General features: G+C 45.4%; 5 protein-coding genes, 7 tRNA genes, 9 rRNA genes and 1 pseudogene. 3 read left to right on the top strand and 19 right to left on the bottom strand.

What is annotated here, in order from left to right; genetic code table 11:
• Positions 1-56: 56 nt before the first annotated feature.
• Both AAFX60_013090 and pssA read left to right on the top strand, forming a co-directional pair.
• Positions 57-488, top strand: a complete 432-nt coding sequence (locus AAFX60_013090) for a GNAT family N-acetyltransferase (GenBank protein ID XDF77547.1) — start codon at positions 57-59, stop codon at positions 486-488.
• A gap of 72 nt (positions 489-560) precedes the next feature.
• Positions 561-1,912, top strand: a pseudogene (pssA, locus tag AAFX60_013095) (CDP-diacylglycerol--serine O-phosphatidyltransferase).
• 474 nt (positions 1,913-2,386) lie between these two features.
• Here the strand turns inward: pssA and AAFX60_013100 are convergent.
• The 16 genes from AAFX60_013100 to AAFX60_013175 form a co-directional block, all read right to left on the bottom strand.
• Positions 2,387-2,463 (bottom strand) — tRNA-Asp (locus AAFX60_013100).
• 81 nt (positions 2,464-2,544) lie between these two features.
• Positions 2,545-2,660 (bottom strand): 5S ribosomal RNA (gene rrf / locus AAFX60_013105).
• A 95-nt stretch (positions 2,661-2,755) separates the two neighbouring features.
• Positions 2,756-5,645, bottom strand: a 23S ribosomal RNA gene (locus tag AAFX60_013110).
• A 267-nt stretch (positions 5,646-5,912) separates the two neighbouring features.
• Positions 5,913-5,987 (bottom strand) — tRNA-Val (locus tag AAFX60_013115).
• 31 nt (positions 5,988-6,018) lie between these two features.
• Positions 6,019-6,094: transfer RNA gene (locus AAFX60_013120), tRNA-Lys, on the bottom strand.
• Positions 6,095-6,096: 2 nt separating this feature from the next.
• Positions 6,097-6,172, bottom strand: a tRNA-Glu gene (locus AAFX60_013125).
• 95 nt (positions 6,173-6,267) lie between these two features.
• Positions 6,268-7,820 (bottom strand): 16S ribosomal RNA (locus tag AAFX60_013130).
• 365 nt (positions 7,821-8,185) lie between these two features.
• Positions 8,186-8,301 (bottom strand): 5S ribosomal RNA (rrf, locus tag AAFX60_013135).
• 96 nt (positions 8,302-8,397) lie between these two features.
• Positions 8,398-11,288: ribosomal RNA gene (locus AAFX60_013140) — 23S ribosomal RNA — on the bottom strand.
• Positions 11,289-11,555: 267 nt separating this feature from the next.
• Positions 11,556-11,631: transfer RNA gene (locus AAFX60_013145), tRNA-Ala, on the bottom strand.
• Positions 11,632-11,668: 37 nt separating this feature from the next.
• Positions 11,669-11,745, bottom strand: a tRNA-Ile gene (locus AAFX60_013150).
• 69 nt (positions 11,746-11,814) lie between these two features.
• Positions 11,815-13,366 (bottom strand): 16S ribosomal RNA (locus AAFX60_013155).
• Between the two features lie 365 nt (positions 13,367-13,731).
• Positions 13,732-13,847: ribosomal RNA gene (gene rrf, locus AAFX60_013160) — 5S ribosomal RNA — on the bottom strand.
• 95 nt (positions 13,848-13,942) lie between these two features.
• A 23S ribosomal RNA gene (locus tag AAFX60_013165) occupies positions 13,943-16,831 on the bottom strand.
• Positions 16,832-17,116: 285 nt separating this feature from the next.
• A tRNA-Ala gene (locus AAFX60_013170) sits at positions 17,117-17,192 on the bottom strand.
• A gap of 67 nt (positions 17,193-17,259) precedes the next feature.
• Positions 17,260-18,811 (bottom strand): 16S ribosomal RNA (locus AAFX60_013175).
• Together the 16S, 23S and 5S rRNA genes with 7 tRNA genes alongside form the textbook arrangement of a ribosomal RNA operon.
• 553 nt (positions 18,812-19,364) lie before the next feature.
• Between AAFX60_013175 and AAFX60_013180 the strand changes: the two genes are divergently transcribed.
• Positions 19,365-19,847: an RNA-binding protein gene (locus AAFX60_013180; GenBank protein ID XDF77548.1), complete on the top strand. Its 483-nt coding sequence runs from the start codon at positions 19,365-19,367 to the stop codon at positions 19,845-19,847.
• Here AAFX60_013180 and murI read toward each other — a convergent pair.
• From murI to AAFX60_013195, 3 genes are all read right to left on the bottom strand, one after another.
• A complete protein-coding gene (gene murI / locus AAFX60_013185) occupies positions 19,810-20,598 on the bottom strand; it encodes a glutamate racemase (GenBank protein ID XDF77549.1) in 789 nt (262 codons plus the stop codon). The genes AAFX60_013180 and murI overlap by 38 nt on opposite strands.
• A 65-nt stretch (positions 20,599-20,663) precedes the next feature.
• Complete coding sequence (locus AAFX60_013190) at positions 20,664-21,335, bottom strand: ATPase (protein XDF77550.1); 672 nt, start codon at positions 21,333-21,335, stop codon at positions 20,664-20,666.
• Between the two features lie 48 nt (positions 21,336-21,383).
• Positions 21,384-23,231, bottom strand: a complete 1,848-nt coding sequence (locus tag AAFX60_013195; protein ID XDF77551.1) for a TonB-dependent receptor — start codon at positions 23,229-23,231, stop codon at positions 21,384-21,386.
• Positions 23,232-23,235: the final 4 nt, after the last annotated feature.

A 23,235-nucleotide genomic window follows, 5' to 3' on the forward strand; every position in this document is an offset into this window, starting at 1 on the left:
TGATTAGATTAAGTACATTCTAACTTAATACATAACAACTATATAGAACAGAGCTAATGAATCTTACCGTTTCTCATCTAGACAAATTACGCCTTCCTTTATTACATAAAATCTACAAGGAAAACTACCCGTCAGGAAAGCCTAAGGGAAAAGAAGAAATAATAGTAATAGAGGGGGATAAGAAAATCTTAGGGGCTATGCGTATAAAGACCTATGAAGAGTGTCATTTTTTAACAGGAATGATGATAATCAAAGAAAGAAGGGGTGAGAGTCTTGGAAGCCAACTGTTATTTAAGCTAAATGAATTTTTATCATTAGAACACTGCTATTGCTTTTGTGAACCTCAGTTAAGTGAGTTTTATTTGAAAAACGATTTCATTCATATAGACAAAAAGAATATTCCTCATGTACTGAAATCTAAGCATGATAGATATACAAATACTGGAAAAGAATTGGATATCCTTCTCTATAAAAAAACTAACAATTAGATATTACTCTCGGCAATACCCATGAAGTTTGCTAAAATCTATCCCCTTATATTGATTATTTAATGATTGGTTATGAATTTGAAAGCTCAAGAAAGTAAAGAACAGCTATCTAAGCTCCCAATGTTGTCTCAAAATCCTGAGAATATTAAGATTCTTCACACCGCTGCAGATTTTCGGTATGAACTTCTTAAACAAATAGAAAATGCACAACAACGCATTTATATAGTTGCACTTTACTTAGAAAATGATGATGCTGGCAGAGAAATCTTTACTGCTCTGTATGAAGCTAAACAGAAAAATCCGACACTAGACATTAATGTTCTTGTTGATTGGCATCGAGCTCAAAGAGGACTTATCGGTGCTGAAAAGAGTGATGGTAACGCAGCGTTATATCGAGAATTCTCTGAAAAATACGAGCATTCAATAAATGTCCTTGGTGTCCCAGTAAGAAATAAAGAAGTTTTCGGCGTTTTGCACCTAAAAGGTTTTATCTTTGACGATACCGTTGTTTATAGCGGCGCTAGCTTAAATGATGTATACCTTGCCCATAAAGATAAATACCGTTTCGACAGATACCACGTTTTAAATAATACCTTTCTTGCTAATTCAATGGTTTCATTTATTAAGAAAACATTAATTGCTAGTCCTGCTGTAAATTGTTTATCGCAACAAAATAGACCAGAAACAAAATCTCTTAAGCCTGAAATTAAAGAATTAAGAAAGCAGCTCGGTTTAGCAAACTATCAATTTACGTCTCAGACAAGAAAAGAAGGTGAAGTTGGTATAACACCGCTTGTTGGATTAGGAAGAAAAGGGAATAAATTAAATAATTATATTCGCACTCTTTTAGCATCAGCCACATCTGAAATTACAATCTGTACTCCTTATTTCAACTTCCCTAAACCTATTGCAAAAGAACTTAAAAAAGCACTGCGACGAGGAGTGAAAGTAACAATTATTGTCGGTGACAAAACTGCTAATGATTTCTACATTTCACCTGAAGAAGAATTTAAGACTATTGCAGGGTTACCATACCTATATGAGATAAACCTAAGAAACTTTGCTAAAGCTAATGAGACTTACATTGCTAGCAGACAATTATCTCTTAACTTATGGAAACATGAGAACAACAGTTTTCATCTAAAAGGTATGTGGGTAGATAAAGAATACACACTAATTACAGGTAGTAATCTAAACCAAGAGCATGGAAACTAGATCTTGAGAATGGACTATTATTGCAGGATCCTGAGCAGTTACTTGTAGATACGAAGCAAGCTGAACTAGATGTCATCTTAGAACATACACAATTAATTGGTTCATATAAACAAGTAGACAAGCTAGATAGTTATCCTGTTGAAGTAAAAAAATTAATCAAAAGAATTAAGAGAATTAAAGCAGATCATATACTGAATCAAATTCTATAATTAATTTTTGGGTGTGCATTGATACAGTGCATGCCCATTTTGATATTTAAGCTGTACAAAAAACCGTCCCTATTCATCTAAAATTACACGTTCTAAACTCCCCATCATTTAATATATCCACCTGATTTTTATCAAGCTTAAGAGCTTCACATCCCCCTGTATGGCAGGTCGATAAACTCTCTAATAAAAAGCCTAACCAACTGCACTGCTACTTCGCTCTGCTTATCTCATTCCGCTTTCTACAGATGCAAAAAAGCCCTAATCTTTCGATTAGGGCTTTTTTTAATAAGTGGCTACGTTAACGGGACTTTCTATTAACCTCGAAAGCAACACGTCCCCCGGCGTGACAGGCCGCTAAGCTCTCCAATAAAAAGCCGAACCAACTGAACTACCAACTTCGCTCTGCTTAACTCATTCAGTTTTCTACAAACGTAAAAAAGCCCTAATCTTTCGATTAGGGCTTTTTCAAATAAGTGGCGGAGTGGACGGGACTCGAACCCGCGACCCCCGGCGTGACAGGCCGGTATTCTAACCAACTGAACTACCACTCCGCAGTGGACTACTTGTCGTCGCTGACAAGTGTTCATAACACTTTTGTCTTCACTTTTTAAAAAAGTGAAAATAAATTGGAAGCCTGGCGATGTCCTACTCTCACATGGGGAAACCCCACACTACCATCGGCGCTATTACGTTTCACTTCTGAGTTCGGCATGGGATCAGGTGGGTCCATAACGCTATGGTCGCCAAGCAAATTCTTTAATTCGGAAAGCTTATTGTCTTCTTAATGCACATTCAATTCGTTTCTTGCAACTTTAAATCCGTTCAAAACCCCTTGGGTGTTGTATGGTTAAGCCTCACGGGCAATTAGTATCAGTTAGCTCAATGCCTCGCAGCACTTACACACCTGACCTATCTACGTCGTAGTCTCCAACAACCCTTTAGGATACTTAAAGTATCAGGGATGACTCATCTCAGGGCTCGCTTCACGCTTAGATGCTTTCAGCGTTTATCGATTCCGAACTTAGCTACCGGGCAATGCCACTGGCGTGACAACCCGAACACCAGAGGTTCGTCCACTCCGGTCCTCTCGTACTAGGAGCAGCCCCCTTCAATCATCCAACGCCCACGGCAGATAGGGACCGAACTGTCTCACGACGTTCTAAACCCAGCTCGCGTACCACTTTAAATGGCGAACAGCCATACCCTTGGGACCGACTTCAGCCCCAGGATGTGATGAGCCGACATCGAGGTGCCAAACACCGCCGTCGATATGAACTCTTGGGCGGTATCAGCCTGTTATCCCCGGAGTACCTTTTATCCGTTGAGCGATGGCCCTTCCATTCAGAACCACCGGATCACTATGACCTGCTTTCGCACCTGCTCGAATTGTCATTCTCGCAGTCAAGCGGGCTTATGCCATTGCACTAACCTCACGATGTCCAACCGTGATTAGCCCACCTTCGTGCTCCTCCGTTACTCTTTGGGAGGAGACCGCCCCAGTCAAACTACCCACCAGGCACTGTCCGCAATCCCGATAAGGGACCAACGTTAGAACATCAAGCATACAAGGGTGGTATTTCAAGATTGCCTCCACACATACTGGCGTACGTGCTTCAAAGGCTCCCACCTATCCTACACATGTAGGGTCAATGTTCAGTGCCAAGCTGTAGTAAAGGTTCACGGGGTCTTTCCGTCTAGCCGCGGGTACACTGCATCTTCACAGCGATTTCAATTTCACTGAGTCTCGGGTGGAGACAGCGTGGCCATCATTACGCCATTCGTGCAGGTCGGAACTTACCCGACAAGGAATTTCGCTACCTTAGGACCGTTATAGTTACGGCCGCCGTTTACTTGGGCTTCGATCAAGAGCTTCGACCGAAGTCTAACCCCATCAATTAACCTTCAAGCACCGGGCAGGCGTCACACCGTATACGTCATCTTACGATTTAGCACAGTGCTATGTTTTTAATAAACAGTTGCAGCCACCTGGTATCTGCGACTCCCGGCAGCTTAGAGAGCAAGTCTCATCACCGCTAGGAGCGTACCTTCTCCCGAAGTTACGGTACCATTTTGCCTAGTTCCTTCACCCGAGTTCTCTCAAGCGCCTTAGTATTCTCTACTCGACCACCTGTGTCGGTTTGGGGTACGATTCCTTACAATCTGAAGCTTAGAGGCTTTTCCTGGAAGCATGGCATCAATGGCTTCACTACCGTAGTAGCTCGACATCGTATCTCAACCTAGTGTATTCCCGGATTTGCCTAAGAATACAGCCTACATACTTGAACTTGGACGACCGTCGCCAAGCCCACCTAGCCTTCTCCGTCCCCCATCGCAATTGTAAGAAGTACGGGAATATTAACCCGTTTCCCATCGACTACGCCTTTCGGCCTCGCCTTAGGGGTCGACTTACCCTGCCCCGATTAACGTTGGACAGGAACCCTTGGTCTTCCGGCGAGCGGGTTTTTCACCCGCTTTATCGTTACTCATGTCAGCATTCGCACTTCTGATACGTCCAGCACGCTTTACAACGCACCTTCAACCGCTTACAGAACGCTCCCCTACCCAATACAGTAAACTGTATTGCCGCAGCTTCGGTGTATAGTTTAGCCCCGTTACATCTTCCGCGCAGGCCGACTCGACCAGTGAGCTATTACGCTTTCTTTAAATGATGGCTGCTTCTAAGCCAACATCCTGGCTGTCTGAGCCTTCCCACATCGTTTCCCACTTAACTATAACTTTGGGACCTTAGCTGGCGGTCTGGGTTGTTTCCCTCTCCACGACGGACGTTAGCACCCGCCGTGTGTCTCCCGGATAGTACTTACTGGTATTCGGAGTTTGCAAAGGGTTGGTAAGTCGGGATGACCCCCTAGCCTTAACAGTGCTCTACCCCCAGTAGTATTCGTCCGAGGCTCTACCTAAATAGATTTCGGGGAGAACCAGCTATCTCCAGGTTTGATTGGCCTTTCACCCCTAGCCACAAGTCATCCGCTAATTTTTCAACATTAGTCGGTTCGGTCCTCCAATTGATGTTACTCAATCTTCAACCTGCCCATGGCTAGATCACCTGGTTTCGGGTCTATATCCAGAGACTGAACGCCCAGTTAAGACTCGGTTTCCCTACGGCTCCCCTAAACGGTTAACCTTGCCACTGAATATAAGTCGCTGACCCATTATACAAAAGGTACGCAGTCACACCACGAAGGTGCTCCTACTGCTTGTACGTACACGGTTTCAGGTTCTATTTCACTCCCCTCACAGGGGTTCTTTTCGCCTTTCCCTCACGGTACTGGTTCACTATCGGTCAGTCAGTAGTATTTAGCCTTGGAGGATGGTCCCCCCATATTCAGACAGGATATCACGTGTCCCGCCTTACTCGTTTTCACTGATGATGAGATGTCGGTTACGGGGCTATCACCCTGTATCGCGGCACTTTCCAGAGCCTTCACCTGTCTCATTAAAAGCTTAAGGGCTAACCCAATTTCGCTCGCCGCTACTTTCGGGATCTCGGTTGATTTCTCTTCCTCGGGGTACTTAGATGTTTCAGTTCTCCCGGTTCGCCTCGCTACGCTATGTATTCACGTAGCGATACGTGCTTATGCACGTGGGTTTCCCCATTCAGAAATCCCAGACTCAAATGGTTTTTACTACCTAATCTGGGCTTATCGCAAGTTAATACGTCTTTCATCGCCTCTGACTGCCAAGGCATCCACCGTGTACGCTTAGTCACTTAACCATACAACCCCAAGAGGTTTCGTATGGCATAAACAACCAAGGTTGAACTCGTCATTGCGAGTTCTGGTTTTTCGCCGGATTCAAAATACAAGAACACTTGAATGTGTTGTTCTTCGTTTTACAAAGTAAAACAAAGGATATTAAGAACTTTTAAATTTTGATTTGAATAACTCGTAAGTTATTTAAATCAGTCAGCTTTCCAAATTGTTAAAGAGCAATGTTTCTTTCGAAACCATTTTTAAAGACTCTCAAGGAGAATACTTAAAGATGGTGGGCGATACCGGGCTCGAACCAGTGACCCCTCCTTGTAAGGGAGGTGCTCTCCCAACTGAGCTAATCGCCCACGAAAGTTTTAATTCCTTCGTGAGAAAGAATGGTGGGTCGTGCAGGATTCGAACCTGCGACCAATTGATTAAAAGTCAACTGCTCTACCAACTGAGCTAACGACCCAATGGTATCCCGTAGGGGAGTCGAACCCCTGTTACCGCCGTGAAAGGGCGGTGTCCTAGGCCTCTAGACGAACGGGACACTGGATATTTGAAGATGTTGGGCATCTTCATTGCTTCTTTACGTTTTTAACCTAATCAATCTGTGTGAACACTCATAAATCGCAATCTATCGTTTAAGGAGGTGATCCAGCCCCAGGTTCCCCTAGGGCTACCTTGTTACGACTTCACCCCAGTCATGAACCACAAAGTGGTGAGCGTCCTCCCGAAGGTTAAACTACCCACTTCTTTTGCAGCCCACTCCCATGGTGTGACGGGCGGTGTGTACAAGGCCCGGGAACGTATTCACCGTAGCATTCTGATCTACGATTACTAGCGATTCCGACTTCATGGAGTCGAGTTGCAGACTCCAATCCGGACTACGACGCACTTTTTGGGATTCGCTCACTATCGCTAGCTTGCAGCCCTCTGTATGCGCCATTGTAGCACGTGTGTAGCCCTACTCGTAAGGGCCATGATGACTTGACGTCGTCCCCACCTTCCTCCGGTTTATCACCGGCAGTCTCCCTGGAGTTCCCACCATTACGTGCTGGCAAACAAGGATAAGGGTTGCGCTCGTTGCGGGACTTAACCCAACATTTCACAACACGAGCTGACGACAGCCATGCAGCACCTGTCTCAGAGCTCCCGAAGGCACTAAGCTATCTCTAGCGAATTCTCTGGATGTCAAGAGTAGGTAAGGTTCTTCGCGTTGCATCGAATTAAACCACATGCTCCACCGCTTGTGCGGGCCCCCGTCAATTCATTTGAGTTTTAATCTTGCGACCGTACTCCCCAGGCGGTCTACTTAACGCGTTAGCTCCGAAAGCCACTCCTCAAGGGAACAACCTCCAAGTAGACATCGTTTACGGCGTGGACTACCAGGGTATCTAATCCTGTTTGCTCCCCACGCTTTCGCATCTGAGTGTCAGTGTCTGTCCAGGGGGCCGCCTTCGCCACTGGTATTCCTTCAGATCTCTACGCATTTCACCGCTACACCTGAAATTCTACCCCCCTCTACAGCACTCTAGTTCACCAGTTTCAAATGCGGTTCCGAGGTTGAGCCCCGGGCTTTCACATCTGACTTAATGAACCACCTGCATGCGCTTTACGCCCAGTAATTCCGATTAACGCTCGCACCCTCCGTATTACCGCGGCTGCTGGCACGGAGTTAGCCGGTGCTTCTTCTGTAGGTAACGTCAAATCCATACGCTATTAACGTATGAACCTTCCTCCCTACTGAAAGTACTTTACAACCCGAAGGCCTTCTTCATACACGCGGCATGGCTGCATCAGGCTTTCGCCCATTGTGCAATATTCCCCACTGCTGCCTCCCGTAGGAGTCTGGACCGTGTCTCAGTTCCAGTGTGGCTGATCATCCTCTCAGACCAGCTAGAGATCGTCGCCTTGGTGAGCTCTTACCTCACCAACTAGCTAATCTCACCTGGGCTAATCTTAGCGCGAGAGGCCCGAAGGTCCCCCTCTTTGGTCCGAAGACATTATGCGGTATTAGCTATCGTTTCCAATAGTTATCCCCCACACTAAGGCATATTCCCAGGCATTACTCACCCGTCCGCCGCTCGACGCCCTTAACGTTCCCCGAAGGTTCAGTTAAGTCGTTTCCGCTCGACTTGCATGTGTTAGGCCTGCCGCCAGCGTTCAATCTGAGCCATGATCAAACTCTTCAATTAAAGTTTTTTTGGTTTGTTTCAGCAGAAACAAAACCGACTCAATGATTAATACTGATTGTTACATAAAAGTAATTTTGTGTAGTCACTCAGTTCATTGATAATGTGTTGATTATCAATTCATAAGTGCCCACACAGATTGATTTGGTTAAATTGTTAAAGAGCTTGTCTTTCAACCACTTAGCGTTTCCGCTTCGTCGTTTCAGGCTGCGTATAATACGCTGTCTGATTTGAAAGTCAAGATAATATTTTCAACTTTTTCAATTATTTTTGAATCGTTAAAAACGTTATGTTGACTTGGCTCACAGTGACAGTCTGGGAGCGAAATAAAAGCCCGTTCAACTGAACGGGCTCTTATTCAAATTCAAGCCTGGCGATGTCCTACTCTCACATGGGGAAACCCCACACTACCATCGGCGCTATTACGTTTCACTTCTGAGTTCGGCATGGGATCAGGTGGGTCCATAACGCTATGGTCGCCAAGCAAATTCTTTAATTCGGAAAGCTTATTGTCTTCTTAATGCACATTCAAATTCGTTTCTTGCAACTTTAAATCCGTTCAAAACCCCTTGGGTGTTGTATGGTTAAGCCTCACGGGCAATTAGTATCAGTTAGCTCAATGCCTCGCAGCACTTACACACCTGACCTATCTACGTCGTAGTCTCCAACAACCCTTTAGGATACTTAAAGTATCAGGGATGACTCATCTCAGGGCTCGCTTCACGCTTAGATGCTTTCAGCGTTTATCGATTCCGAACTTAGCTACCGGGCAATGCCACTGGCGTGACAACCCGAACACCAGAGGTTCGTCCACTCCGGTCCTCTCGTACTAGGAGCAGCCCCCTTCAATCATCCAACGCCCACGGCAGATAGGGACCGAACTGTCTCACGACGTTCTAAACCCAGCTCGCGTACCACTTTAAATGGCGAACAGCCATACCCTTGGGACCGACTTCAGCCCCAGGATGTGATGAGCCGACATCGAGGTGCCAAACACCGCCGTCGATATGAACTCTTGGGCGGTATCAGCCTGTTATCCCCGGAGTACCTTTTATCCGTTGAGCGATGGCCCTTCCATTCAGAACCACCGGATCACTATGACCTGCTTTCGCACCTGCTCGAATTGTCATTCTCGCAGTCAAGCGGGCTTATGCCATTGCACTAACCTCACGATGTCCAACCGTGATTAGCCCACCTTCGTGCTCCTCCGTTACTCTTTGGGAGGAGACCGCCCCAGTCAAACTACCCACCAGGCACTGTCCGCAATCCCGATAAGGGACCAACGTTAGAACATCAAGCATACAAGGGTGGTATTTCAAGATTGCCTCCACACATACTGGCGTACGTGCTTCAAAGGCTCCCACCTATCCTACACATGTAGGGTCAATGTTCAGTGCCAAGCTGTAGTAAAGGTTCACGGGGTCTTTCCGTCTAGCCGCGGGTACACTGCATCTTCACAGCGATTTCAATTTCACTGAGTCTCGGGTGGAGACAGCGTGGCCATCATTACGCCATTCGTGCAGGTCGGAACTTACCCGACAAGGAATTTCGCTACCTTAGGACCGTTATAGTTACGGCCGCCGTTTACTTGGGCTTCGATCAAGAGCTTCGACCGAAGTCTAACCCCATCAATTAACCTTCAAGCACCGGGCAGGCGTCACACCGTATACGTCATCTTACGATTTAGCACAGTGCTATGTTTTTAATAAACAGTTGCAGCCACCTGGTATCTGCGACTCCCGGCAGCTTAGAGAGCAAGTCTCATCACCGCTAGGAGCGTACCTTCTCCCGAAGTTACGGTACCATTTTGCCTAGTTCCTTCACCCGAGTTCTCTCAAGCGCCTTAGTATTCTCTACTCGACCACCTGTGTCGGTTTGGGGTACGATTCCTTACAATCTGAAGCTTAGAGGCTTTTCCTGGAAGCATGGCATCAATGGCTTCACTACCGTAGTAGCTCGACATCGTATCTCAGCCTAGTGTATTCCCGGATTTGCCTAAGAATACAGCCTACATACTTGAACTTGGACGACCGTCGCCAAGCCCACCTAGCCTTCTCCGTCCCCCCATCGCAATTGTAAGAAGTACGGGAATATTAACCCGTTTCCCATCGACTACGCCTTTCGGCCTCGCCTTAGGGGTCGACTTACCCTGCCCCGATTAACGTTGGACAGGAACCCTTGGTCTTCCGGCGAGCGGGTTTTTCACCCGCTTTATCGTTACTCATGTCAGCATTCGCACTTCTGATACGTCCAGCACGCTTTACAACGCACCTTCAACCGCTTACAGAACGCTCCCCTACCCAATACAGTAAACTGTATTGCCGCAGCTTCGGTGTATAGTTTAGCCCCGTTACATCTTCCGCGCAGGCCGACTCGACCAGTGAGCTATTACGCTTTCTTTAAATGATGGCTGCTTCTAAGCCAACATCCTGGCTGTCTGAGCCTTCCCACATCGTTTCCCACTTAACTATAACTTTGGGACCTTAGCTGGCGGTCTGGGTTGTTTCCCTCTCCACGACGGACGTTAGCACCCGCCGTGTGTCTCCCGGATAGTACTTACTGGTATTCGGAGTTTGCAAAGGGTTGGTAAGTCGGGATGACCCCCTAGCCTTAACAGTGCTCTACCCCCAGTAGTATTCGTCCGAGGCTCTACCTAAATAGATTTCGGGGAGAACCAGCTATCTCCAGGTTTGATTGGCCTTTCACCCCTAGCCACAAGTCATCCGCTAATTTTTCAACATTAGTCGGTTCGGTCCTCCAATTGATGTTACTCAATCTTCAACCTGCCCATGGCTAGATCACCTGGTTTCGGGTCTATATCCAGAGACTGAACGCCCAGTTAAGACTCGGTTTCCCTACGGCTCCCCTAAACGGTTAACCTTGCCACTGAATATAAGTCGCTGACCCATTATACAAAAGGTACGCAGTCACACCACGAAGGTGCTCCTACTGCTTGTACGTACACGGTTTCAGGTTCTATTTCACTCCCCTCACAGGGGTTCTTTTCGCCTTTCCCTCACGGTACTGGTTCACTATCGGTCAGTCAGTAGTATTTAGCCTTGGAGGATGGTCCCCCCATATTCAGACAGGATATCACGTGTCCCGCCTTACTCGTTTTCACTGATGATGAGATGTCGGTTACGGGGCTATCACCCTGTATCGCGGCACTTTCCAGAGCCTTCACCTGTCTCATTAAAAGCTTAAGGGCTAACCCAATTTCGCTCGCCGCTACTTTCGGGATCTCGGTTGATTTCTCTTCCTCGGGGTACTTAGATGTTTCAGTTCTCCCGGTTCGCCTCGCTACGCTATGTATTCACGTAGCGATACGTGCTTATGCACGTGGGTTTCCCCATTCAGAAATCCCAGACTCAAATGGTTTTTACTACCTAATCTGGGCTTATCGCAAGTTAATACGTCTTTCATCGCCTCTGACTGCCAAGGCATCCACCGTGTACGCTTAGTCACTTAACCATACAACCCCAAGAGGTTTCGTATGGCATAAACAACCAAGGTTGAACTCGTCATTGCGAGTTCTGGTTTTTCGCCGGATTCAAAATACAAGAACACTTGAATGTGTTGTTCTTCGTTTTACAAAGTAAAACAAAGGATATTAAGAACTTTTAAATTTTGATTTGAATAACTCGTAAGTTATTTAAATCAGTCAGCTTTCCAAATTGTTAAAGAGCAATGTTTCTTTCGAAACCATTTTTAAAGACTCTCAAGGAGAATACTTAAAGATGGTGGAGCTATGCGGGATCGAACCGCAGACCTCCTGCGTGCAAGGCAGGCGCTCTCCCAGCTGAGCTATAGCCCCGAAATATAATGTTATCCAATACTTTCTGGAGAAGTATTGGTGGGTCTGAGTGGATTTGAACCACCGACCTCACCCTTATCAGGGGTGCGCTCTAACCAACTGAGCTACAGACCCAACATTAAGTCTCTTAATTTTTTAACCTAATCAATCTGTGTGAACACTCATAAACCGTAATCTATCGTTTAAGGAGGTGATCCAGCCCCAGGTTCCCCTAGGGCTACCTTGTTACGACTTCACCCCAGTCATGAACCACAAAGTGGTGAGCGTCCTCCCGAAGGTTAAACTACCCACTTCTTTTGCAGCCCACTCCCATGGTGTGACGGGCGGTGTGTACAAGGCCCGGGAACGTATTCACCGTAGCATTCTGATCTACGATTACTAGCGATTCCGACTTCATGGAGTCGAGTTGCAGACTCCAATCCGGACTACGACGCACTTTTTGGGATTCGCTCACTATCGCTAGCTTGCAGCCCTCTGTATGCGCCATTGTAGCACGTGTGTAGCCCTACTCGTAAGGGCCATGATGACTTGACGTCGTCCCCACCTTCCTCCGGTTTATCACCGGCAGTCTCCCTGGAGTTCCCACCATTACGTGCTGGCAAACAAGGATAAGGGTTGCGCTCGTTGCGGGACTTAACCCAACATTTCACAACACGAGCTGACGACAGCCATGCAGCACCTGTCTCAGAGCTCCCGAAGGCACTAAGCTATCTCTAGCGAATTCTCTGGATGTCAAGAGTAGGTAAGGTTCTTCGCGTTGCATCGAATTAAACCACATGCTCCACCGCTTGTGCGGGCCCCCGTCAATTCATTTGAGTTTTAATCTTGCGACCGTACTCCCCAGGCGGTCTACTTAACGCGTTAGCTCCGAAAGCCACTCCTCAAGGGAACAACCTCCAAGTAGACATCGTTTACGGCGTGGACTACCAGGGTATCTAATCCTGTTTGCTCCCCACGCTTTCGCATCTGAGTGTCAGTGTCTGTCCAGGGGGCCGCCTTCGCCACTGGTATTCCTTCAGATCTCTACGCATTTCACCGCTACACCTGAAATTCTACCCCCTCTACAGCACTCTAGTTCACCAGTTTCAAATGCGGTTCCGAGGTTGAGCCCCGGGCTTTCACATCTGACTTAATGAACCACCTGCATGCGCTTTACGCCCAGTAATTCCGATTAACGCTCGCACCCTCCGTATTACCGCGGCTGCTGGCACGGAGTTAGCCGGTGCTTCTTCTGTAGGTAACGTCAAATCCATACGCTATTAACGCATGAACCTTCCTCCCTACTGAAAGTACTTTACAACCCGAAGGCCTTCTTCATACACGCGGCATGGCTGCATCAGGCTTTCGCCCATTGTGCAATATTCCCCACTGCTGCCTCCCGTAGGAGTCTGGACCGTGTCTCAGTTCCAGTGTGGCTGATCATCCTCTCAGACCAGCTAGAGATCGTCGCCTTGGTGAGCTCTTACCTCACCAACTAGCTAATCTCACCTGGGCTAATCTTAGCGCGAGAGGCCCGAAGGTCCCCCTCTTTGGTCCGAAGACATTATGCGGTATTAGCTATCGTTTCCAATAGTTATCCCCCACACTAAGGCATATTCCCAGGCATTACTCACCCGTCCGCCGCTCGACGCCCTTAACGTTCCCCGAAGGTTCAGTTAAGTCGTTTCCGCTCGACTTGCATGTGTTAGGCCTGCCGCCAGCGTTCAATCTGAGCCATGATCAAACTCTTCAATTAAAGTTTTTTTGGTTTGTTTCAGCAGAAACAAAACCGACTCAATGATTAATACTGATTGTTACATAAAAGTAATTTTGTGTAGTCACTCAGTTCATTGATAATGTGTTGATTATCAATTCATAAGTGCCCACACAGATTGATTTGGTTAAATTGTTAAAGAGCTTGTCTTTCAACCACTTAGCGTTTCCGCTTCGTCGTTTCAGGCTGCGTATAATACGCTGTCTGATTTGAAAGTCAAGATAATATTTTCAACTTTTTCAATTATTTTTGAATCGTTAAAAACGTTATGTTGACTTGGCTCACAGTGACAGTCTGGGAGCGAAATAAAAGCCCGTTCAACTGAACGGGCTCTTATTCAAATTCAAGCCTGGCGATGTCCTACTCTCACATGGGGAAACCCCACACTACCATCGGCGCTATTACGTTTCACTTCTGAGTTCGGCATGGGATCAGGTGGGTCCATAACGCTATGGTCGCCAAGCAAATTCTTTAATTCGGAAAGCTTATTGTCTTCTTAATGCACATTCAATTCGTTTCTTGCAACTTTAAATCCGTTCAAAACCCCTTGGGTGTTGTATGGTTAAGCCTCACGGGCAATTAGTATCAGTTAGCTCAATGCCTCGCAGCACTTACACACCTGACCTATCTACGTCGTAGTCTCCAACAACCCTTTAGGATACTTAAAGTATCAGGGATGACTCATCTCAGGGCTCGCTTCACGCTTAGATGCTTTCAGCGTTTATCGATTCCGAACTTAGCTACCGGGCAATGCCACTGGCGTGACAACCCGAACACCAGAGGTTCGTCCACTCCGGTCCTCTCGTACTAGGAGCAGCCCCCTTCAATCATCCAACGCCCACGGCAGATAGGGACCGAACTGTCTCACGACGTTCTAAACCCAGCTCGCGTACCACTTTAAATGGCGAACAGCCATACCCTTGGGACCGACTTCAGCCCCAGGATGTGATGAGCCGACATCGAGGTGCCAAACACCGCCGTCGATATGAACTCTTGGGCGGTATCAGCCTGTTATCCCCGGAGTACCTTTTATCCGTTGAGCGATGGCCCTTCCATTCAGAACCACCGGATCACTATGACCTGCTTTCGCACCTGCTCGAATTGTCATTCTCGCAGTCAAGCGGGCTTATGCCATTGCACTAACCTCACGATGTCCAACCGTGATTAGCCCACCTTCGTGCTCCTCCGTTACTCTTTGGGAGGAGACCGCCCCAGTCAAACTACCCACCAGGCACTGTCCGCAATCCCGATAAGGGACCAACGTTAGAACATCAAGCATACAAGGGTGGTATTTCAAGATTGCCTCCACACATACTGGCGTACGTGCTTCAAAGGCTCCCACCTATCCTACACATGTAGGGTCAATGTTCAGTGCCAAGCTGTAGTAAAGGTTCACGGGGTCTTTCCGTCTAGCCGCGGGTACACTGCATCTTCACAGCGATTTCAATTTCACTGAGTCTCGGGTGGAGACAGCGTGGCCATCATTACGCCATTCGTGCAGGTCGGAACTTACCCGACAAGGAATTTCGCTACCTTAGGACCGTTATAGTTACGGCCGCCGTTTACTTGGGCTTCGATCAAGAGCTTCGACCGAAGTCTAACCCCATCAATTAACCTTCAAGCACCGGGCAGGCGTCACACCGTATACGTCATCTTACGATTTAGCACAGTGCTATGTTTTTAATAAACAGTTGCAGCCACCTGGTATCTGCGACTCCCGGCAGCTTAGAGAGCAAGTCTCATCACCGCTAGGAGCGTACCTTCTCCCGAAGTTACGGTACCATTTTGCCTAGTTCCTTCACCCGAGTTCTCTCAAGCGCCTTAGTATTCTCTACTCGACCACCTGTGTCGGTTTGGGGTACGATTCCTTACAATCTGAAGCTTAGAGGCTTTTCCTGGAAGCATGGCATCAATGGCTTCACTACCGTAGTAGCTCGACATCGTATCTCAGCCTAGTGTGATCCCGGATTTGCCTAAGATCACAGCCTACATACTTGAACTTGGACGACCGTCGCCAAGCCCACCTAGCCTTCTCCGTCCCCCCATCGCAATTGTAAGAAGTACGGGAATATTAACCCGTTTCCCATCGACTACGCCTTTCGGCCTCGCCTTAGGGGTCGACTTACCCTGCCCCGATTAACGTTGGACAGGAACCCTTGGTCTTCCGGCGAGCGGGTTTTTCACCCGCTTTATCGTTACTCATGTCAGCATTCGCACTTCTGATACGTCCAGCACGCTTTACAACGCACCTTCAACCGCTTACAGAACGCTCCCCTACCCAATACAGTAAACTGTATTGCCGCAGCTTCGGTGTATAGTTTAGCCCCGTTACATCTTCCGCGCAGGCCGACTCGACCAGTGAGCTATTACGCTTTCTTTAAATGATGGCTGCTTCTAAGCCAACATCCTGGCTGTCTGAGCCTTCCCACATCGTTTCCCACTTAACTATAACTTTGGGACCTTAGCTGGCGGTCTGGGTTGTTTCCCTCTCCACGACGGACGTTAGCACCCGCCGTGTGTCTCCCGGATAGTACTTACTGGTATTCGGAGTTTGCAAAGGGTTGGTAAGTCGGGATGACCCCTAGCCTTAACAGTGCTCTACCCCAGTAGTATTCGTCCGAGGCTCTACCTAAATAGATTTCGGGGAGAACCAGCTATCTCCAGGTTTGATTGGCCTTTCACCCCTAGCCACAAGTCATCCGCTAATTTTTCAACATTAGTCGGTTCGGTCCTCCAATTGATGTTACTCAATCTTCAACCTGCCCATGGCTAGATCACCTGGTTTCGGGTCTATATCCAGAGACTGAACGCCCAGTTAAGACTCGGTTTCCCTACGGCTCCCCTAAACGGTTAACCTTGCCACTGAATATAAGTCGCTGACCCATTATACAAAAGGTACGCAGTCACACCACGAAGGTGCTCCTACTGCTTGTACGTACACGGTTTCAGGTTCTATTTCACTCCCCTCACAGGGGTTCTTTTCGCCTTTCCCTCACGGTACTGGTTCACTATCGGTCAGTCAGTAGTATTTAGCCTTGGAGGATGGTCCCCCCATATTCAGACAGGATATCACGTGTCCCGCCTTACTCGTTTTCACTGATGATGAGATGTCGGTTACGGGGCTATCACCCTGTATCGCGGCACTTTCCAGAGCCTTCACCTGTCTCATTAAAAGCTTAAGGGCTAACCCAATTTCGCTCGCCGCTACTTTCGGGATCTCGGTTGATTTCTCTTCCTCGGGGTACTTAGATGTTTCAGTTCTCCCGGTTCGCCTCGCTACGCTATGTATTCACGTAGCGATACGTGCTTATGCACGTGGGTTTCCCCATTCAGAAATCCCAGACTCAAATGGTTTTTACTACCTAATCTGGGCTTATCGCAAGTTAATACGTCTTTCATCGCCTCTGACTGCCAAGGCATCCACCGTGTACGCTTAGTCACTTAACCATACAACCCCAAGAGGTTTCGTATGGCATAAACAACCAAGGTTGAACTCGTCATTGCGAGTTCTGGTTTTTCGCCGGATTCAAAATACAAGAACACTTGAATGTGTTGTTCTTCGTTTTACAAAGTAAAACAAAGGATATTAAGAACTTTTAAATTTTGATTTAGATAACTCGTAAGTTATTTAAATCAGTCAGCTTTCCAAATTGTTAAAGAGCGATTTCACGCTTATGCGTGTAACCATTTTTAAAAACTCTTAAAGGTTTAACCTAAAAGAATGCTTAAAGATGGTGGAGCTATGCGGGATCGAACCGCAGACCTCTTCGCTGCCAGCGAAGCGCTCTCCCAGCTGAGCTATAGCCCCACATAGTCTCTTTAATTTTTTAACCTAATCAATCTGTGTGAACACTCATAAACCGTAACCTATCGTTTAAGGAGGTGATCCAGCCCCAGGTTCCCCTAGGGCTACCTTGTTACGACTTCACCCCAGTCATGAACCACAAAGTGGTGAGCGTCCTCCCGAAGGTTAAACTACCCACTTCTTTTGCAGCCCACTCCCATGGTGTGACGGGCGGTGTGTACAAGGCCCGGGAACGTATTCACCGTAGCATTCTGATCTACGATTACTAGCGATTCCGACTTCATGGAGTCGAGTTGCAGACTCCAATCCGGACTACGACGCACTTTTTGGGATTCGCTCACTATCGCTAGCTTGCAGCCCTCTGTATGCGCCATTGTAGCACGTGTGTAGCCCTACTCGTAAGGGCCATGATGACTTGACGTCGTCCCCACCTTCCTCCGGTTTATCACCGGCAGTCTCCCTGGAGTTCCCACCATTACGTGCTGGCAAACAAGGATAAGGGTTGCGCTCGTTGCGGGACTTAACCCAACATTTCACAACACGAGCTGACGACAGCCATGCAGCACCTGTCTCAGAGCTCCCGAAGGCACTAAGCTATCTCTAGCGAATTCTCTGGATGTCAAGAGTAGGTAAGGTTCTTCGCGTTGCATCGAATTAAACCACATGCTCCACCGCTTGTGCGGGCCCCCGTCAATTCATTTGAGTTTTAATCTTGCGACCGTACTCCCCAGGCGGTCTACTTAACGCGTTAGCTCCGAAAGCCACGGCTCAAGGCCACAACCTCCAAGTAGACATCGTTTACGGCGTGGACTACCAGGGTATCTAATCCTGTTTGCTCCCCACGCTTTCGCATCTGAGTGTCAGTGTCTGTCCAGGGGGCCGCCTTCGCCACTGGTATTCCTTCAGATCTCTACGCATTTCACCGCTACACCTGAAATTCTACCCCCTCTACAGCACTCTAGTTCACCAGTTTCAAATGCGGTTCCGAGGTTGAGCCCCGGGCTTTCACATCTGACTTAATGAACCACCTGCATGCGCTTTACGCCCAGTAATTCCGATTAACGCTCGCACCCTCCGTATTACCGCGGCTGCTGGCACGGAGTTAGCCGGTGCTTCTTCTGTAGGTAACGTCAAATCCATACGCTATTAACGTATGAACCTTCCTCCCTACTGAAAGTACTTTACAACCCGAAGGCCTTCTTCATACACGCGGCATGGCTGCATCAGGCTTTCGCCCATTGTGCAATATTCCCCACTGCTGCCTCCCGTAGGAGTCTGGACCGTGTCTCAGTTCCAGTGTGGCTGATCATCCTCTCAGACCAGCTAGAGATCGTCGCCTTGGTGAGCTCTTACCTCACCAACTAGCTAATCTCACCTGGGCTAATCTTAGCGCGAGAGGCCCGAAGGTCCCCCTCTTTGGTCCGAAGACATTATGCGGTATTAGCTATCGTTTCCAATAGTTATCCCCCACACTAAGGCATATTCCCAGGCATTACTCACCCGTCCGCCGCTCGACGCCCTTAACGTTCCCCGAAGGTTCAGTTAAGTCGTTTCCGCTCGACTTGCATGTGTTAGGCCTGCCGCCAGCGTTCAATCTGAGCCATGATCAAACTCTTCAATTAAAGTTTTTTTGGTTGTTCTGTCTTTTCTATAAAGAGAAGCAGAAACAAAACCGACTCAATGATTAATACTGATTGTTACATAAAAGTAATTTTGTGTAGTCACTCAGTTCATTGATAATTTATTGATTATCAATTCATAAGTGCCCACACAGATTGATTTGGTTAAATTGTTAAAGAGCTTTTCTTTCAACGACTTGCGTTTCCGTTTCGTCGTTTGAGGCTGCGTATAATACAGAGCCAAATTATTAAGTCAAGGATTATTTTCAAATTATTTTGAAGTCCTAAAACTCAGTGTTCTCATGGATAAAGTTATTTATCTTTTCCTTGGGAACGGAGGCGCATTATAGAGAGCTAATTAGGATTGGCAAGCGATATTTAAAAATAATCATCTAAGTGATTATTTTCTACACAGATCACTTTTTTTCAAACAAACCCCCTACAAGAAATGAACAATGGCTTAATTAGTTGGCAATTGATACACAATATAAGTAGTATCAATGTGATTTTATTGTTAATTCATCACTTTCCATTTATTTACTAGACCTTACTTATCATGAAATCTACTAATTCAAACATTGCTATTATTGCTATCGCTGCACTAGGTGCAGGAGCAATCTCTTTATTTCCAACAGTATCTCCGGCTTTTGCTTTCGCTTTTGGCGCAGTGATTACAGGTTTTACGGTTTTAACTATTAACAAAGCTCCAGCACAATCAAACTCAAATGATTCTGCTGATACTGCTCCAAACTCAGATCAAGCTAGTACTACATTATATGTGGGTAATTTACCTTATCGTGCAAATGAGTCAGATGTAAAAGAACTCTTTGCTGAATTTGGTGATGTATTTGCAGTACGTTTAATGAAAGACAAACGTACAGGTAAAAGAAGAGGCTTTGGTTTCGTAGTAGTTGCAACAAAAGACGCTGACAACGTTATTGAAAACTTAAACAATAACGAATTTGATCAGCGAACTCTAAAAGTGCGTATTGCTAATGATCCTAAAACTTCGGGTAACCCAAACACTGAAGAGAACTAAAATTTAGTTCTTTGAATGTATGATTTAGTGCCTCTTCTTTTATAGAGGGGGCACTACAAAATACCTCACCTTCAAAAAGAACTGCACTTTCCACCCCATCCCCATTCAATAATTGTTTTACTCTTCTAGCTATTGCCTCTCCAGAATCAATAAGCAATATTTTATTTCCCAGTGCTTTTTTTATTTCATTCTTTAGAAAAGGGAAATGAGTACAACCTAGAACTATCGTATCTACTTTATTTTGCCAAGGAGATAAAATCTCTTTTAGTTCCGTAATATCTACATCAATTCCGATCATTTTTTCTTCCGCCATTTCAACCAGTCGCGTTGAACCTAATAGCTGAACATCAGATATAGGAGCAAAAGATTTGATTAGATCATAAGTGTAGCTTCTCTTTACTGTCGCAGGCGTTGCAAGTAAACCGATCTTATTTGATACAAGAGCTGCGGGTTTGATGGCAGGAACAACACCTACTACAGGTATATCTAATTTATCCCGAAGAGAAGGAAGAACAACAGTGCTTGCTGTATTACAAGCAATCACAACGATATCGATAGAAAATTTAGAACATAACTTAGAGATAATGTGTGTCGTTCTTTCTATAAGTACCGATTCAGTTAGTTCACCATAAGGGAATGCCGCATTATCAAACGCATAAATATACTTAGCTAAAGGTAACTGATATTTAATTTCTTTATATACCGATAATCCACCGATACCTGAATCAAAAATCAAAATGTGTTTTGGCATAACTGAAACCACAGACTCTATTGTAAGCCGATATAAAAAGATGAGCTCTAATCATACCTCTTGCACTAGTTTTGTAAAACAGAAGCATTATAACGAAGATGAGTAAAGCGCTGTTGTTTTTCAATTTGCATCTCAGATAATTGGATTGAACCTTTAAAGCATGGTGCGCTAACCACTAAAGAATGAAACTCACCATTTTCTCCGCAAGGATCTACTTCTATTGGTAACTGTGCAATCAATTCTCTTGTGTATACTTTTCCACAAAATTGATTATCAAGTTGAGTCCCATCAGTTGTAACAAGAATAGTTTTAATACCTAATGAAATAATCTCCTCAGCCAAGTCTCTGCTTGATTGCCCTATTAAAGGAAAAACACAGTCCCAACCTGCTCTTTCGATATAGCTTTTACGATAATCAACAATGCCATTGCAAAACATGTCACCGAAAGCAACAGAATCAAACTCAATACCACATTCTTTTAAACCAGTTATGACTAAACTTTGATATTCATTGTTGGCAGGGAACACGGTTGGCAATTCGATTGTGATTAATGGCAGGTCGACTAAATCAGCTTGCATTTGAACAACTGATAATGGAGTTACCTGAAATGGGACTTCATTTGCTACATGTGTCGTATATAAAGCAACAACTTCATAGTCTGGATTCTCAAGCAATCGAATAAGAGTGAGTGTTGAATCCTTTCCTGATGACCAACTAATAATAACTTTCTTTTTCATTCATACCTCAAAATGAAAAACCGCCAATGAAGGCGGTCTTAAATCAAATTAAAATTGATAATCTAAACTAACATAATATGAGCGCTCTGCAGGTTTATAGCCGCCCGCCGTTTCATATTCTTCATCAAATAAGTTTTCAACTCGACCTCGAACAGCAAGATCTGACGTTACCCAATAAGCAGCAGCAACACTCCACAATGAATATGGATCAAGATAAGCAGTTTCAACACCTGGGGCTGAAGGTAAATCAGAGCGCTTTCCTGTATAAATATAAGAAAGGTTCAGGTCTAGATCTCCTAAACTTACATTACCCATCCATTTATAATTCTGTTTTGCTCTTCTTGCTAGTTGTTGACCTTCTGTATCCTCATGATCTTTATACTCAGCGATCAATGTATGAGAAATAACTCCAGTATCAAATAACAACTCTAACTCAGCACCTTTAATATCAGCATCAACATTCGCACTATAGCCTGCAAAATTTGGAGCGTCATAATATACAATTAAATTATCTACACGGTTCTTATAAAGAGATAAATTAACATTAACTAGGCTATATACTGCTGCAAGACTAACATCAATATTTTTTGACGTTTCCGGCTCTAAATCTGGAGCTGTCGATAAATCATAAAATGATGGCGCTTTAAACGCTGTATTATAAGCAGTACTTACTTTGTAAATATCATTAATTTGATAACTCGCACCAACACCCCACGTTGTATATTCATCATACTTATCGTGCTTATCAAATCGAGTATTTGCTTCTAACTTTAATTGCTCTAGTTGATATTGAGTTCCAAGATAGACGCCAGTCGACGTACGACTTTCACCTTCATTAATAATTACCTTATTTGACCAATCAGTAATGTCAGCTTTCACTTTCGCATCAGTCCAATCAACACCAGCATTAACTAACCAATCATTCGTTAATTTGATTTGGTTAGCCCATTGCATATTCAACTGTTCAATTTTTTGCTCTGAATCGAGATCTCCATTCTCATGATATTCCAGAGTTTGGTCATCTTGATAACTAATACTTAAATTTGATGAAACCGCATCTTTATGAAAAGATAATTTTGAAGAATAAACCGTAGATTCTGATTCTGATCGAGATTTCGTATTTGTATAATGGTTATATTCTGATGTGCTATTAAACCATCTAACACCAGTAAAAAGACTTACATAAGAAGAAAGCTGGTGCTCGTAGTTCAACATAAACTGGCTATTTTCAAAGCCATGTTTATCTCCATCATTTAATCCCGGCTGAGGATTAACATTGTAGCCTTCTGTTTGGGTGAATCCGGCAGCCATTTTTAAATGTCCGTTTTCACCTACCTTAGTGTTAGCTGCAAAGTTTCCTTCTTTATATCTATCACTACCAGCACCAATTGTTGCTGATTTCGACTGATTATCAGAAGACGTTCTAGTGATGATATTAATCACACCACCAACAGCATCGGAGCCATACATTACAGCTCCAGAACCACGAATTATTTCAATTCTTTCAACTTGGTTTACAGGGATCTTATTAATGTTCATTCCACTTTTAATGGAACTGTTCATTCTAAAACCATCAATTAAAATCAATACATGATCAGAGTTAGTTCCTCTCATAAAAATAGAGGCATTTTGACCAATACCACCATTGCTTGCGACTTCTATCCCAGGTTGCAACCTTAAAATGTCCGTCATCGTTTTTGCTTGAATCTGAACAATCTCTTCCTTGGTGACTACACTCATTGGTGCAATAACATCTTCTGTTGACTGCTCAAATCTGTTCGCAGTAACAACCATGGTTTCATCGGTTTCTGTTGTGGTATTTTGAGCAAATACAGGGGATGTATAGGCGTGTGAAAGCAGCGACACTACAGCTGTCGCTAAGGCAGTTTTCTTCATTTCC

Origin of the sequence: Aliivibrio fischeri (genome assembly GCA_038993745.2) — a bacterium.
Lineage (GTDB): Bacteria > Pseudomonadota > Gammaproteobacteria > Enterobacterales > Vibrionaceae > Aliivibrio > Aliivibrio fischeri_B.

Excerpts from the sequence above, each read along its gene's own strand:
- AAFX60_013195 (XDF77551.1), bottom strand. The coding sequence starts at position 23,231 with ATGAAGAAAACTGCCTTAGCGACAGCTGTAGTGTCGCTGCTTTCACAC.
- AAFX60_013090 (XDF77547.1), top strand. The coding sequence starts at position 57 with ATGAATCTTACCGTTTCTCATCTAGACAAATTACGCCTTCCTTTATTA.
- AAFX60_013190 (XDF77550.1), bottom strand. The coding sequence starts at position 21,335 with ATGAAAAAGAAAGTTATTATTAGTTGGTCATCAGGAAAGGATTCAACA.
- murI (XDF77549.1), bottom strand. The coding sequence starts at position 20,598 with ATGCCAAAACACATTTTGATTTTTGATTCAGGTATCGGTGGATTATCG.
- AAFX60_013180 (XDF77548.1), top strand. The coding sequence starts at position 19,365 with ATGAAATCTACTAATTCAAACATTGCTATTATTGCTATCGCTGCACTA.